11 protein-coding genes are annotated in these 16,069 nt (G+C 45.8%); 3 read left to right on the top strand and 8 right to left on the bottom strand.

Translation table 11 applies throughout. The annotated features are described in order from the left end of the window. From QUB39_RS09095 to QUB39_RS09130, 8 genes are all read right to left on the bottom strand, one after another. On the bottom strand, positions 1-414 hold the full coding sequence (locus QUB39_RS09095) for a hypothetical protein (RefSeq protein WP_333260934.1): 414 nt from the start codon (positions 412-414) through the stop codon (positions 1-3). Positions 415-501: 87 nt separating this feature from the next. Continuing rightward, positions 502-6,288 (bottom strand): DEAD/DEAH box helicase, encoded by a 5,787-nt coding sequence (locus QUB39_RS09100; protein ID WP_333260930.1) that lies wholly within the window; start codon positions 6,286-6,288, stop codon positions 502-504. Next, the gene (locus QUB39_RS09105; protein WP_333260926.1) at positions 6,281-7,603 is read right to left on the bottom strand and encodes a hypothetical protein; all 1,323 of its coding nucleotides are present in this window, start codon (positions 7,601-7,603) and stop codon (positions 6,281-6,283) included. Before QUB39_RS09105 ends, QUB39_RS09100 begins: the two co-directional genes overlap by 8 nt. Positions 7,604-7,626: 23 nt before the next feature. Then, entirely contained in the window at positions 7,627-9,321 is a 1,695-nt protein-coding gene (locus QUB39_RS09110; protein ID WP_333260924.1) for a hypothetical protein, read from the bottom strand. Positions 9,322-9,692: 371 nt separating this feature from the next. Further along, positions 9,693-10,376, bottom strand: coding sequence for a DUF6753 family protein (locus QUB39_RS09115; protein ID WP_333260919.1), 684 nt, complete (start codon positions 10,374-10,376; stop codon positions 9,693-9,695). Next, positions 10,373-11,185 (bottom strand): mobilization protein, encoded by an 813-nt coding sequence (locus tag QUB39_RS09120; RefSeq protein ID WP_333260916.1) that lies wholly within the window; start codon positions 11,183-11,185, stop codon positions 10,373-10,375. The genes QUB39_RS09115 and QUB39_RS09120 overlap by 4 nt, the downstream gene beginning before the upstream one ends. A 231-nt stretch (positions 11,186-11,416) precedes the next feature. Continuing rightward, positions 11,417-11,896 carry a hypothetical protein gene (locus QUB39_RS09125; protein WP_015211768.1) on the bottom strand — a complete coding sequence of 160 codons (480 nt, stop codon included), beginning with the start codon at positions 11,894-11,896 and terminating at the stop codon, positions 11,417-11,419. Beyond that, positions 11,889-13,070 carry a ParM/StbA family protein gene (locus QUB39_RS09130; RefSeq protein WP_333260913.1) on the bottom strand — a complete coding sequence of 394 codons (1,182 nt, stop codon included), beginning with the start codon at positions 13,068-13,070 and terminating at the stop codon, positions 11,889-11,891. Before QUB39_RS09130 ends, QUB39_RS09125 begins: the two co-directional genes overlap by 8 nt. Positions 13,071-13,420: 350 nt before the next feature. On the opposite strand from QUB39_RS09130, the gene QUB39_RS09135 reads away from it, so the two are divergent. The 3 genes from QUB39_RS09135 to QUB39_RS09145 all read left to right on the top strand — a co-directional run bounded on the left by QUB39_RS09135 (position 13,421) and on the right by QUB39_RS09145 (position 16,016). Next, the gene (locus tag QUB39_RS09135) at positions 13,421-13,699 is read left to right on the top strand and encodes a hypothetical protein (RefSeq protein ID WP_150111731.1); all 279 of its coding nucleotides are present in this window, start codon (positions 13,421-13,423) and stop codon (positions 13,697-13,699) included. Between the two features lie 190 nt (positions 13,700-13,889). Next, entirely contained in the window at positions 13,890-14,267 is a 378-nt protein-coding gene (locus QUB39_RS09140; RefSeq protein ID WP_333176512.1) for a hypothetical protein, read from the top strand. Positions 14,268-14,324: 57 nt separating this feature from the next. Continuing rightward, complete coding sequence (locus QUB39_RS09145; RefSeq protein ID WP_015211764.1) at positions 14,325-16,016, top strand: relaxase/mobilization nuclease domain-containing protein; 1,692 nt, start codon at positions 14,325-14,327, stop codon at positions 16,014-16,016. The last annotated feature ends 53 nt before the right edge of the window (positions 16,017-16,069 follow it).

A 16,069-nucleotide genomic window follows, 5' to 3' on the forward strand; every position in this document is an offset into this window, starting at 1 on the left:
TCATTCAGTATTGGGGCAAGTGATAGTAACAATTTGAAACTCTTTCCAGGCTTCAGTATTCTCAGGGAACCACCAAGTATGGTGATTTTTGCCTGTTCCTTTTGCAGGGGTATTCTGTATTAGTCCTAAATCTAAATCGGGGCTTAGATGTCCCAAGGCAACTTTCTTCTCGCGAAGGAAAGGTTTTCTGCGAAGAGCAGTGCAGACACCTTCTTCTGTAGTAAACACAGAAAGACCACAAGTTTGACATTCCGTTAAACCTTTAGGGCAAGGCTCACTTGGGTTCATTTCGCGCCACGAAAGAAAATCCTCTAGCTGTGGGGGATCTTTATCAACAAAGCGATACACCGAACCTGCGACTGGGTGAGCATTTTCAGGTGGGCATCCATCAGGGAGGTTTTCAGACCAAGGCATCAAGTGCTAATTCTATTTTAATTATTTACGCCAACATTTAAAAGCAGAGTAATCATCTTACCGAATCCTTGGTATTTTTCAACAACATTAGGCACAATCTCCCGGTCGCCGGAGAACCATAAATGGGTTGGCAGCCTCCACCTCATAACCAGAATACTGCGTATGTGCGCTCGCCACCGCTGCAATCCACTCTGGATGGTCATCATTCCATAAAGGATGTCGAATCATTTTGATTGTCCGCCGTCGAGCATTCTGGTGAACGTAGCCAGTGAGAGTCCCAAACGGCACCGACGCACCATAACCCAAGCGTTGAAGTGTAGCAGGAATTGGGCCTTGGACTAGGTTAAGCCAAGGATTCTGGAAATGGTCCCAAGAAGAGTTGAGATCGATCGCCGACGCAGGATTAGACACCAATCGTGCCATATCTAAAGCCAGTCGCCAATCCAATAACCCGTGATAAGCAAGGTTTTGATAGTCCCGCAAACACAAATTGCATGAAGTATCACATTTACTTCCGTGTTCTTCGTGAGGATTCGTCCATTTCCAGGCAATGCTGTTTGAAATTGTTGGATCTGCCCGATCGATTAGTTGTTGAAACTCATCTGGTTGGGCTAGAAACCGACAATAACCCGCCCCATTCTCCAATTGATCGCAAAGAAAAGCTTGACCTATAATCGCTCCATTCTGCTCTAATGAACGAAAACCAGCCTGCAACTCAAGTGCATCCACATCAAGCAGAGAAGCAGCCGCTACCCGCAGCCAGAACGCAAAAGAATACCAAGCAGCACGACCTTCAACTGTAGTTGGAGTGGCAAATATGCCATTAGGCCATTGCACGAGATTAACTAGCAGAATGTCCGTTTTTCGACGAGACAATAACGCTACTCGGTAGGCAAGTCCAGACGTACCAACCAGGCTATTCGGGTTAGAAGACACAGTATAAGCTCCGGGTTTCTGCCGTCCAAAAACAGTTGCCTGCTGAAAGTCGAATCCCCCCTCGCCACCATTATCATTAGCCGAAATGATAGTGTCATTGAATGCAGATACAGAAGCATTAAGGACAAATGCAGGCGTGCCATTATTTGCACGCCTGCCATCATCATTCGGAGGGATACTCAAAGAAGGTCGTGTTGATCGCGGTTGCCACTCAAATTGCCCATCAAAGTCCTCTGGTTGCAAGTCTGTAAAAAATGCCTTGGGTTCCCTGGCATCAATGCAACGCATCGCATCATTTACACCGCAAACTGGACATTGAGTTGTTGGCGGTGTTTGACCGCCCGGTAGTGGTTGATTTAAGATTATGTGCGGGTACATTACCGCTTGACAGTTACTACAAAGTCCGAGAGATTGGTTGCCATTTGGTAGTGCAGGGGCAAACCCTGAATCTGAAGCAATTGTGTTGCCTTGAGGATATAATTCAACTACACCACAGGCAGTGTGAACCGCCTTATCTTTGACAGTCTCAGAGCCGGGTGCAAATTGGCTGATAGCCACATCAAGGTTGCGATCGACTATTCCCGTCTCTGGTGGCCATTGAGCGCCAGGTGACGGCCAGCGCGTGTAAAGTAAACGCACCCGCGTCGGGAAGCCAAACATCGGCAATAACCCCGCGTTTGCCAAACGTTCGCTCAGTGCATTCTGAGTGTATGTAGAGTCATTGACTTCAGTTTGAATGTCGGAGATCAGTTGATCGCGGAGATAATTCAACATTTGAGAATTACTAGCATTCGGTAATGTTGTTTGCACCCGCAAAATATCTAAAACTGACAAAATCTTCGGTTCATTGGCTGGATTGTTTAACCAACCTGCGATCGCTACTTCATAATTAGGCCAATTAGCAACATCACCAAACTCACCGTGTACGTTGTCAGTCCCACCTAAAGACGCAGTGATTCCCGTGTCTGTGAAAGCTTGCCTTAACACCTCTTTTCTGAGGACGCGCTGAAAAATTTCTTGACTCTTCATATCAACATAAGGCGGTGGGGGTGCGTCCCCTGTAATACTTTCAGGACGCTGAAAGTAAAAGTCATCGTGGCTTCTGCCTCGACAGAAGGTAACAGCTAATGAAACTCCCGCAGAACGTCTGCCAGCACGACCTACCCGCTGTTGATAATTAAATCGGCGTGGTGGCATATTTGCCATCATTACTGCTAGGAGTGCACCAATATCAACCCCTGCTTCCATTGTCGTTGTTACGCTCAGTAAATTGATTCCCTGAACCCGTCCGTTCTCGTCATTAATAAAAATGTCTTGAAACCAGCGCTGACGCTTAGTTCGCTCTTTCTTGTCAGTTTGACCCGTTAATTCCTCGGCATTCATGCGGAAAGGTTGACCTGATTGCTCTGAAAGATAGGTATAGTAATCAAAGTCGCTTGTTGTCTCTCCGGGTATCAGTTGAATGGTGGAAAAATTGGGATTGTTAGAACGGCGATCGCTGTTACATTCGGGGCAAACTCCAGCCGCAGGTTGAAGAAAGAAAGCATTGCATTGGGGACAACGGAATCCCGGACGCAAACCATCAGGATTGGCTGCTGGTGGTAGAACGAGATAGAGGCGATCGGGATCGAGTGCAAGTCCTCCACCGCTAGGTATGCCAACGTGTGACTGGATTAATTGTTGCTGGATATCGGCTGGTGCTAAACTCGTTTTTGTAATATAACGTTGAGCAAAATTTGATAAATTTGAGTCAGTCCCCAGGCGGAAATAAGGGAAATAGCGGTGCAATTTCCGAGTCCCTAATTGTCGAATAACTGCCTCAGTTGCTTGAATCAGATTAGGTGTTGGGTTCCCTTGAGGTTGATAGCTAACCCAACCCTGTCCGAGTCCTTCAATTGTCCGAGCTATGTGTGGGAAAATAGCGTACATCAACTCAGCGGTTAGCAAATCCTCTAACCGATTAATGTGATTGCTCTGTTGCGGTGTGGGAGAGACAATTGGTATGACTGAATTGCTTCCCCAGTGATAACAATCAAACCAAGGTTGCCAATTTTGACCGTTTCCTTGTCCAAGTGAATATTTTAAAGCCTTAAAATCCGTTCCCCCCGGACAAATCCCGTATTCTAGTAGCTTATCTCTAACTGTTCGTCGCAAATCTAAAAGAAGAATTCGCTGTGGGTAGCGCTGGAGTAAATCAAGCCATTGGTTGCGAGCTTGCGGGTTGAATGGGGGTGAATCCATCACCCAGGAAACAGCTTCATTTACCTGGGTAGAATAGGCATTACCAAATCGGTTGCGCCTTTCCATATCGTCTAGGCAACTGGATGATGTTACCGCAGCATGAAGATTGGGATTTAAAGCCTGTAATCTAGCCAGTGCTGCTTGGTTATTCGTACAAGTGATGCGGAGAAAGGCTACAAGATCATTCCAGTAATCTTGGAAAGACTGAATCAACAACATCCGCGCCATATCGCGATAATGATCTCGCTCCATTCCCGCTGCCAACTTCGCCGCATCCTGGCGGCTATCGGAGAAGATAACTAACTTGCGAGATGAAGATCCTGTAGGGCTTTGTTGTGATGGCATTTCTCTCAGGAGTCCACTAGCAAGTACCTGACAAGCTTTTTGAAATCCGGTGCGGTGGAAACGCAGGGGAGTAGGAAATTTGTCTCGTTTTCCATAGTCAGCATCACAGCGAGGACATTTACTTGGCAATGCTCGTTCTTCTGGATGATTGCCAACCACTTGATACAGCCACCCCGGTATTTCCTCTGCTTGTGGTTGAGCGTTATTCTGTGCGATCGCGCCTGTACTCCGGTTCAGCTTGGCGCGAACCCATTTTCGTTTTATCTTGTCAAGCGTCCATTCTGGGTCTTGTGGCTGCGTATCCCAAACAGGTGTCTCTCCAGGCAAAGGCCAAAAAACTCTATAATTTCCGTAGCGTTGATTAAGAGTAATACGGTCAGGGATTCCCTCTAAATCGGGTTGATCTGGTGTAAGAATTTCTATATTCGTGTTGCCTATCCGTCGAGTAGCTCTGTAACCGCCAACAAAAACTTCTCCACAAACTTCACAAATAATTAAATCCAAAACACGAGAACCACAGGAGCAGCTAAGGCAATGAGTGGCATGAATTGCACCAACAGTCGGAGGATTCGGATCGTTATTCCTGATAGTGCGATCGACTGCTGAATCGTCGGTACAGTCAGGGTTACAGCAAGCCCATAAGTTTTGCAGGTTGTGAAAGAATAGATGACCGCGTACAGGTTGGGGCGATCGCCCTGTACTTACTCGTTGAGACATTCCCAGTGCTAGAAGCAGTCCGCGCATCGCATCAGATACCAAACCATTAGTCGCCGCACCAGAGAAAATTTGACGGTCTAAATCTGTGGGATTATTTGAGTTATCTGGGTCTCTAACTTTCGCAGCTCGAACTGTAGGATTAGGATTATTTGGGTTAAGCAGACGATCGATTTCTCGGCAAGCATCCCTCAGTGCAGCGGCAGCACCTACAGTAGCCAGAGCTTCGCCAAGATGTTGTTCGGCACTTAGTCCTGAGGCCACTGGCTGTCCCAGTTGCACCGCCAAATTAGACATAGCATCCCGCACCTGATTTGATGCTGAATCGGGCGGTTGCATTTCCTGCAATGGATCAGCTTGTACTGACTGAGCAAACTGGGCAAAAGCACTTTGATACTGATACGAAGAAAGATTGAATCGCTCCCCAGAAGTAGGTGTTGTTTGTTGCCCCGTGATGAAGGCAAAATTATCGCGTCCAAAAAATTCGCGCAGGAAATCTTTGCCCTGTTGATTTTCTTCAAGGCTAGCTGTCGTCGTCAATATCCGCAGTTGCGGCGAGTCGGGTGTCAATCCCAAACGCGAATACAACAATCGCAGAATATAGGCAACCTCTGTTCCCGGCGTACCCCGATAAGCATGAAGTTCGTCAATAATTAGGAAAAATTGGTTATTTGGGTTGCTTGCCAACCAATTACAAGTTTCATCAAAAATATTGTTTTCGATACTCCGCATCATCATAATGTTGAGCATCGAATAATTAGTAATTAAAATATCCGGCGGACTATCTTGCATATCCCAGCGAGACCACATCTCGCCGCCATCAAGTCGCGGGAAGTAGTAAGGCAAATCGGGCATATCATGAAGTAGAGACGGATTGTTTTGGATAGCCGTTTCTATCTTTTGCCGCTCCTGTTCAATCTCCCTTAATTCGTTCCTCAGTCGTTTGATGCTCTCGTCTTTTTGTATCCCTGAAACTGGCGTTTGTCCCGTATAACGACCGAAAGTAATTCGGTTTCTGCCTCTATTTTGATCTAACCACTGATGTACTGAGGGTGCTTCCAGTGCTTTTCTCAGCCGGCGCAATTGGTCTTCAACTAAGGCATTGAGGGGATAAAGAATTAGGGCGCGGAGGGCTTTTGGTCGCTGGGTGTGCGCCAATTGAGATACTCGGTTTCCATTGCCATTCCACCAGCCATAATTATTTAGCGTTGGAGGATTAGCTGACCAAGTGCTCGATTCCCTCGCTAACTGTGCTAGTAGTGGTAACAGGAAACATTCGGTTTTACCGGAACCCGTACCAGTAGTCACAACTAAATCTTTTTGGTTGACTAGCACTTCCCGCAGGCTTTCCCATTGGTGTCGGTAAAGCTGGACTCCCGGATCGAAAATCATTTGCCCAAGTTCTGCCAAGTTGTGGTATTCGGAGGGCAGTTGATTGGCTGCGGCTGACAAATTCATCCCTGATGATGGATAAATAGGGACAGGCTCAACTAAAGGAGGCTGACTCAAGGTGCCTGGTTTCTGGAGGATGCGATCGCGTTCATCAGCCAAAGCGCGGTAACGCAGGGGAAAAGCACTTTTGATATATAGCTGATAGATGCGATCGAGTCTTTGATACGCCCCAACTAAGTCATGCACTGGCAGGTACCTCTGAGCACTTTACATTAAGTTTATCAGTTAGCAGAGAGATTACTTCCATCGGCACGTTCTCGTACAGGAGCCAGGAGTCTTGATAAGTCGGGAGTTGTCCAGATGCTAGCACTAGCGCACGTTCGTAAATTTCAGGCCAACGCTGGGAGACAGGTATTGCTAAACGCTCGCTAGCGCGATCGTAACGTGCAATACATTCAAAGCCACTGTGCTGCAACGCTAAAAATCGTAGACCATACCAGTCGCCCTGTCGCCAACTAGCGCTTTCTTGGTCATAAAAGAGTGTATAGCCTGGACGATCGCTCTCCTCTATCCTCCACATCTGGTACATACCTGTTTGATTGGGAGAGATACAGCTAACAAAATCATTACCATCAAAGCGCTTCCACTCGTATATGCTCGGCACAATTCCCTGCAAGCTTCTGAGATTCTGCTTCCAAATGTCAAGATTTGGTATAATTTCAGCAAGTCGGCTCGATACTTCCCCAGCGTAAAGGATAGAAAACTGGCTTGTAATTATATTAAAGTCACTCAAATTGAGACGAATGCAAGGCGGTGCGTCTCTTCTTGATTGATGACTGGAAATTATATCTGTATATTTTTCCAACTCCTTCAGCAACTTGATGCTGCGTTGACCGCAAAGAAGAAATTCTGGAGAGTGTGATTTAATCTTAACGAGGGCTGTAGGAGCCATAGACCATCGTGTACCGTCTGAAGAACACTCAATATGCCCAAGCAACCTAAGCCTCCGTAAAATGCGTTTTGGTTCCTCAAGTCTCAGAGCATCGCAGGCTTTTTTGAAGGATTCCCACGTTCCGCTACCAAGGGTAGATAGCCAGTAGAGAAGGTGTTCGTAACGCTGGGAAAGTGTCTCAATATCTGGTGACGATTGATTGATAGGCGATGAGGCGCTCCCCTCAAATGGGTTATCACAGGTAACTTTCTCTACAGGCTGATAAGGAATGGGGTTCGTGTAATCGTAAACTTCATGGGCTGCCCCAACCATAGATTTTATTTGTTCATAGGTGAAGCTCTTATTGCCGGGAACAGCAGAAAGTTTAAAACAGGGAAATTTGAGCAAATTTGAGTTGACAATTTCTTGAGGTATTTCTCCTAGTGTACTACTTTCAATTGCCAGAAAAAAATAAAAGCTTTTTCTAGAATTGGCTCCTTTTTCCAGTCGCAGAAGTGGCACATATTGACTGATATTTTGGTGTTGTATGTGTTTGGAAACTTCCTCGATAAGTTGTTTTGGGTTCCCTTTGTATGAAAATCCTCTGTACCAACGTTGAATTTTGGTCATTTTACTTCTGCATTTATTTAAGTTTATTGAGCCAATGACTGAAGGACGCTGCCACAAATATTATGACTTGAACCTATCGGCATCACTTCACAACTTGATGGTTCTTCTATTGACAGGCTACTCCAATCAACAATTCTGACAAAGCGCTCGCTAGATTCACCTCCACAAGTAGCTTTTACGAGATAGTCACCTACACTAGGAAAGTTAACTACAATGGGAATATTTGTACTTTGCTGTAACTTTTCCCAAATTTTGGAATCATCCGATAATCGAGTTACTTGTAACTCAACTGTGGGATGGAAACCAAAGATAGTTACTTGAGGGCTATGTCCCTGTAGCCATGCACCCAATTGGGGTACGCGCAAACCACCTGAAAAGCTAATAGATAAACGGACACTGGGTTGCAAAGCATCTTTAAGTTCTTGACTTTTGATAAAGACTGCATCCCAAGCTTGGGAAACAACCATACACGTGTGAATTTCAAACCAGGTAGAATTTTTAAATACTGGTTGTGCTCCACCCTGCCATTTCAATAACTGCTCATCTTGCAACCGTTGAATATCTGAGAGCAGTTCTTTTTTGTAGAGTAGGATAAATGGCGTACCGAGGGATGGCGTTCCCCAAGAAGCATAGGCTCCTGAATCTGGGTTATCGGGATCGGGAATTAATATCCAAAAGTTACGCTCGGGCAAAATTAGGGAATCCAGGTCTGTAGAACAACTAATTTGGTATCTTGCACCGCGATCCAATTCATTCATATTTATTGGATCTTTTAGAGGGAAATACCATCCAGCGCGTTCGCCCCGAAGCTGGTGAACGTTATCTCTGTACTGAACTTGTACCGATTCTACTGGTCGCCCTTTTAGCTGTTTCGGGTAGAGATAGTAATCAATCTGACCCAAGAAGGGATCTTCAGTGCGATATAAACCTGCAAAAAGGTAGCGGCTCCAGGTGCGTACTCCTTGTTTTAGTGTTACTGGTTTCCCCTCATTTTGCCATTGTTCGTAAACTTCGTGAATTGCTTCGGCAACGGCTTCATACCGCTGTCTGTTGCTCGTCAGTAACTCTTTTAAGTGTTGGCAAAGCCTTGATGTCTCGCGGCGGACATGAGTAAATAAAGTTTGGGCATCCCATTGGGCTGTCCATTGCTTTTCGTTAAATAGATCTAGAAGTCGGTTTTTATCAGCGTGGCGCAGAAGAGATTGCGAAATTGGATAATTTATATAGGTAGTTGGACCACCGCGACCTCGAACTGCTGAAGGTAAGAATCCCTGTTTCCTTAGCCAAAGATTCCATTCTTTCCATAGCGGTTCTTCAGCTCCGTAACCAAATTCCATGCCCGGTGGACGACAAGCGCCGGACAGACCTAAAATTTTCTGCAATCGCCGGAAGTAGTTTAGTTCTGATATTTTTTCTTCCTCAGCCATCTGATAGGCGGCTAGAACTGTGGCACTGAGAAAGGCAATACTTTTGGGTAAACCGTCAGAATCACACCCTCGCAAGTTGCTCAAATTAACTTGTTGGTCAATGACGACTTTTTTCCTTACGGCAATCAAAAAGTCATCGCGACCGTTGTTGACGCCCGTATCCTTTCCGAATTCTAGACCAATACGCTCGAGTACATCGTCGTCAACGCTTACGTAGAGTTTAGTACCGCGCGGTACGCCACTGGTAAAGTAAGACACTAATGCTTGGTTCCATTCTCTGTAGCTTGCCATTGCTGTTTTCGCTTCTTTGGCTTACCATCTAAGCCGTTTGTTTAAATTATCCCAGGTTTGTGTGACGATTGGTAGCTAATGAGATTCAGCTTGGCGTTGCTAAATACAGGTATGAATTCAAGATTTCGGAAGGGCTATAAGCCAAGTAGGGTGAGTTTTGTAACTTCAAGCCAAAAGTTGATTCATACCGTGAATCAGCAACGCCTCAAACGATCTTTTTCACGAGCTTTAAAACTTGAAGCATACCAAACTAGCAGTAAAATGGTAATTACAGGAAGAAATACTATACACGTCAGCAGCAAGATGAACGAAATAATCATCAGTAGAACTTGGAAAAGTTAGCTAACTTCTGGGTAAAGTCACACCAGTGTTCAATCCTTAAATTTACGATACTCTGGCGATTCTACCCAAATTGTACAGAATCCCGAAATAGCTGGCCTTCCCGCCACTTCCAAAGTCACCCCCAAACGCTTGACATCTTTTTTACATTCTAAATTAGTCAGACTATCCGAATTCCACTTCATCAAATTCCGAGCAAACTTCCCCTCACCGCTAGTCGCCCACCGCAAAGCCTCCGCCTGCTCCTGAGTTAAAGAAACTGCTTCCCCCGGTGCAAATCCCCTCTGCGACCAAAGTAAACCCATCCACCCTATCAAAGCACCGACACCCAACGCTACCAACAGGATACCCGCAGCCGGTATCAAAGCAAGAGCGGATGTCCTCCACCGAGTCAATTCCGTCTGACGCACCAGAGAATTGACTGCTTCAGCAATTTTCCCCTCTTGCTTCTCAACCGCCACCCGTTCGTAACTCGCCAAAGTCTTGTTAATCCGCCCCACCCACCGATCGAACGCTAACTCAAAATCCTCTGGTTTTGGACTCTCTTGAATCAGCACTTCCAATCGGCCAGCAGCCAACAAAATCAGAAAAATCGGGTCAGTTGGCTCAATTTTCCCCTTAAAAGCCAATTCCAAAACTTTGCGCCTGTACTCCTCAGATTGCCCCTCTAAAGCAATATCAAGCAAAGATTTAGTATCAACAGCACCATAACTCACGGCAACATCCCCGTAGTTTCAAACGCCTCATAAGCTGACAACATAAACGACTTAATGCGCTGCCGGCCCAACACACCGAGTTCCTGACTATTCCTTGCCAAATCAAAAGTTATCCCCCGAGCATCGATCGCATTCCTTTCCCGCGAATAAAACTTAGGAAAATCAATCACCTTGACCTCATACTTTTTTATCGCATTCTGCACCTCCTCCATCTCTTCCACAGAACTCCAATCATCCTCCAATCCTAAATTGCGGACGAGAACGTGAGCAATCTTATTGTCAAAATGCTTAACTGACTTCAAAAAAAGCTGCACGCTATCGTAGCCCCCCGTGCAAATAAACCACTTGCAAAAACTAATGCGAGACTGCTTCCCCAACTCAATTAAATTGTTTCTTCCCATCCACTTAGTTACCAAAGGATAAACCTGAGCCGGTAAATTGACAATTACGCTCTTTTCAAACGCCAATTCAAAAATCCGATCCGCTTCGTAAAACTTCTTCTCGTCCTCGCTAAACAGAGCTTCACGGCATACGCTCTCATAGATTCGAGATACATCAGGATTAGAGCGATCGGTATCTACGGCAAAAAATGGGAAATTATTGTCCAAGAAATACTGAATCAAAACCCTAGCAAATAAGCTCTTGCCAACCCCGCCTTTCTCTCCATCAATCAGATGAATTTTAGTAGCCGGTTTTTCAACCTTCTCTAACCCGCACTCTTTGAAACCATTCGAGTTTTCTATCGCTGTATCCATACCGGAATCTCCTCCTTCATCTACCTGTTTAACCACAGAATCGGTTAGTTGCACTTGATATTTCGAGTTTCTACTTCTACTTGCCATGTCGAACTGTCCTATTTCAGGTTGATTTCCTAACAAAAATACACTTATTTCTGCTTTGTATGGATAGCTAATAACTGCCCAACCAGCAAGAAAATGTGCCTAATCTTTAACTAAATTCGCAAATACAACACAATGACTATCATCCCTGTATTTGCAAAGGTAATTAGAGTCAAATTCCGCTCAATAATTGAAGCTCATTCATGCGAATCCTGAATCATCGAAATCCTCGCCACCCTCTAATTCAAAGAAGTCATCCGCCGTCAATCCGCTACGGGTGGAATGGTTAGGAGGCGTCAAGCTTTCCACACCGTAAAGCAGAGAACGGTCTGCCTCCTCAATGCCAGCAGGTACTTCTCGCGAAAATGGTATTTTGGAAATAGGCATTCCCCCTATATTAGTAGGAGGATATTCAATCCCGCCTCGCTCGCGCAAATAGAGAGCGTGCTTTTCCAGAGCATAGACGGCATTTCTAAATAACCGCCCTAAAATAACTGGATCGATATTCTCTTTTTCCAGATATGCTAGCGGCAGCCAGTAAGGTCGCAGAGATTGGAGAATCATTTCTCTCGAAGGCAGCAATAAATTGCCTTTAATATAGGACATCAAAACTCCATCATGAGTAGATTTTAAAGGCTGATAGCGCCACAAAAAATCAACCCTTTCTTTTTCCTTAGCCACGACCAACTATCTCCTGTAAAACGGAACCTTTTGACCCACAAACAGCGGATTCTGTGACCTGAGAATTGAACTGCTTTTTCAAATTTGCCTTGAAATACGAAAACATCCCATAGACATCATTGAGCCGATTTTCAAACCCTTTCTTTTCCAAAATAGGTGGCATAGCAATTTCGGCATTCCAAATAATCGGAAAGCGATCGTAATGTTCGTTTAACTCCTTACCGAGATAATCAGCCGTCCCACCGCAGAACACCAACTCATCACAATCCGGCGGCAAATTCTCATCCAACCAACTGGTGAGACTCCGCGCATATTCAGGCCGTGCCTCTTTGATTGCTGCTATCATCTGCTGCACTTCTTCAGCCCGCCCTTGCTTAGTCGTGCTGCGAGCCAACCGCATTAAAGGAGCTGCCTTGAACTCAGATCCCGCTGCTGCGATCGCCGGAGTCAATCGCTCCGCAGTCTGCCCTGAAGTCCTAGCTACCACCCTCTCCACCATGCGGATGAAGCCCAAATCGCTCGTTTTTCCCGGTCTAACATCCCCCCGTTGCACCACCAGGAGGCTAGCATTACGGTAGCCAATCATGGCGATCGCGCACACCCGCTCTTTCAAAACAGAGCCGACTTTCTTGTTGTGCATCAGGTAAATGCCACCCCCCTCTGGCTTGCAGTTAAACGCCAACAATTCCACGCTCATCTGACCTGTAGGAGTTTGGTAATCTGCTAAAGCTTCCCGCAGCACCCGCTCGAACCTCCCCCGGTCTTCATATTCCCCCGGTGGCAACAACACGGCGATCGCCGCCGTAAATTTCGCAGGCAAATTCAGCTTTTCCTTAATCGCCCACATCCCAGCCAGAGTTTTGTGCAGCGCCCTCTCGTACTTAAGCTCCGAAAGGCCAGCATTGGCGTGAAACCTCTCTTTCGCCAAATACCCTACTGCCCTGTAATCGTTCCTAAAGGCAACCCAAGCCGTATTCTCAGGCTCGGCTGACCCCAATTGGTCTGTGCCATAAGCCAAAATTGATTCGTGCGGTACAGATACAACCTCTGGTTCCATGCACAGCAGTCGAATTTGATTCTTTGGTCCTGCGTAAAGAATTTTGGTAGCTGACCCCCCGTAATCGCAGGCCGCGATCGCTTGAGGCCAGATGGTGTCGATAGTAGTTTCGCTCATATCGCAGGTCTTCCTAATTGAAGTTTCAAGAGTGGTAAACAAACAGCCCTGTACGGAAAGGACGTGCAGAAATAACCCTTACGCTAAGCCAAGCGTGCCACCTCAAAAGAAGGCTGTAAAACAACAGCTATTCAAGGATTAAAACGCACTTACTACTTATTAACCCCTCCTAAAACCTCCCCTCCCTCAGCCAGTTGTCTGAATCCCAGCATCTACAAAAATCGGACTCACGGCTTAGGCTGGGACAGAGCTTTTGGTAGCAAGCTGTGTCAGAGGTGCGTGCAAACTGCTTTCTCTAACGGGATAGCACCCCTATGAGGAGAGCGCTGCTGCCAGCCTGTCGCTGTTCAATGGAAAATTTTCCATTAGCTATTAGACGGGAAGCCCCGCGCTGTATTGCTTGCAATCAGCATCGGGTACTTCACACAGACATCTCGAAAAAAGATGTAGAGACAAGGGCGATCGCGTATGCAAGCAAAAGTGGAAGAGCACGCATCATTGATTTTCCCAGATGTCTATTGGAAATTCCCACGCCTGTTAAGTTCAGCCAAATCTGGCTCTGGGCCACAGTGACAATGGAAAATTTTCCATTGGAAATTCCCACGCCTGTTGAATTCAGCCAAACCTGAGTCTAAGCCCTAGTGGCAAGGGAAAATTTTCCATTGGAAAGACTGACATCGAGTTGCCATGCCTTAAAGCCCCTCCAGGCAACAAGCGAGTGGCAAGTGGCTGAGGCGCGATTGCCCTCCGCGCACGCTACCCGATCGCAGCCGAAGGATAAAGTTCGTTACCCAACACCAAATAGCGAGCAAACTAGCCATGTCGAGATCCAAACGAATCAAAAGAATAACCGTATACCTAACGCCAGAAGAACTTCAACTTGCTGAGACAATGGCTAAAAATCTCCAGGTGAGCATCAGCAGTCTGTTCCGATACCACACTTTTAAACAACAACATCAACCAGCTTTGTGCCAAAAATTAGCCGAACTTAACCTCCGCCTCAAACCGATTGCCCTTGCTACAGAACAAGCATTATGGATGGGGGAAAAAATTACACAGCCAGCCAACTTTGAGGATCTGATTGAGCAAACTTTGGCACTGCTCAAGCAAGTACAGCAACAGCAAATGAACGTACCACTTCTAATGAATTTAAGCGATATTGAGGAAAATTTAGAAGCTCCTAGCGAAAACTTTTAATAAAAACATCCACAAATCATCACTTTTTTACTACACAAGTTTTAAGTTTAGTAAATAATGATTGGCAAGCAGAAAATCGGTAAAACTTTTACCCCATTGCTCAATTACCTCTTCTCCAAAGAAGGAGCTTCACTGATTGGAGGAAATATGGTAGGAGAAAATGTCCAGGAATTAGCTGCTGAGTTTCTGTTCTCCAAACAACTCAACCCTAGAGTTGAAAAACCAGTTTACCATGCGACCTTAAGCGTGCCGGATGGCGAGTATATCCCTGATGCCAAATGGCGGGCGATCGCTCTTGATTATCTAGAAGGAATGGGACTGGATAAAAACCTATTTGCTATCATCCGCCATACCGACCGCGACCACGACCACATTCACATTGCAGCCAGCCGTATCAAATTGGATGAGCAAGGAACTTGCGTATCAGATAGCTGGAACTATCTACGCAGCGAAAAATTGATTCAAGAATTGGAAGAAAAGTATGACTTGACACCAGCTTCCCGCAGTTTTGATAAAGAACGCCGTTCTCCCACGACTGGCGAACACCGACGGTTAGCAAGAACGGGGGAAATCAGCACGCGGGAACAACTGCAAACAGCACTAGATAGAGCAACCACTGACAGTCCCGCGCTCGCTCTTTTGATTGACCGACTCGTTGAACAAGGCATTAGTGTAAAAATAGAACCTACCCCCGCAGGCGAATTAGGGATTAGCTACAAATTAGGCAATATTGCTTTTAGCGGCACTCATTTAGGCAAAGCTTACACCTTCAAGGGGCTGCAAAAATACAGAGGAGTCACTTACTCTGCTAATACTGACATAAATGTGGAAGCCATTCCCCCATTGCAAGAGCGAGAATTGAACGAAATTTTGGAAACAGAAAACTCTAAACCAAATAGCGACGCGAACAATGATAGTGATGCTGATGACTGCGGCGAAATGAGGAACAGCAGCATCGAGAGCAATTCTTCACCAATATACTGGCAGACCTACTCTAATATTGACAGACCAGAGCGAGAAGGAAGCAGCACAGGGACTTCCTCAGAAACCGACAAAGATTCTCTAATCTCTGAGTCAGAAGATGTAGGCAAACCCGACTCGCCCAACGAGCGCGAAACATCGGGGTTCGACTCACTTAACTGGGAGTCTGTACGAAGCAATTTAATAGAAAATGCTTGTCTGCCAGTCGAATTAATCGACCTCCTACACGACAGGGGATGGATAGACGCAGACAGCCTGAACCGCCCTGTATTCCAACTCCGCACTCTTGCAGGAGAGTACAGAGGAACCTGCACCTTAGACGCCAATGGAAAATTTTCCATTGACAGTCATGAGGAAGGCTCACATCAAGGAGGCGACAACAGTGAGAAGGGAGTTTTCTGGATAGCGGTTCAAAACAATATTGAAAGAGCCATTATTGCCAGCAACCCGGTAGAACTCCTGTCGGTAATTGCCTTAGATCCAGATTTCAATAAGAGGCCGACTTTATACTTAAGCATTGATGCGGTTTCTTCGCTGCCAACCGGCTTTCTTAAGGAAGTAGAAACTATAGTAGTCGGCTTCAAAGGAGATCGAGACGGCGATCGACTGTCAAAAGAAATTATTGAAACATTCCCTCAATCAAAGCGAATCAATCCAGGCTTTGCCGGCTGGAACGCAATCTTAGCATCTCAAGAGCAAGAAAACGAAAATGCTTTTAACGATCGTGATGAAGCAATCGATCGCAATTTTGGCATAATTTTGGATTAATCAAAGCTCACTATTAGTATTTTACGCAGCTTTCATGGGGCCAGGAAACGATG

Source organism: Microcoleus sp. AT8-B5, from assembly GCF_036705565.1.
Taxonomy (GTDB): Bacteria; Cyanobacteriota; Cyanobacteriia; order Cyanobacteriales; family Microcoleaceae; genus Microcoleus.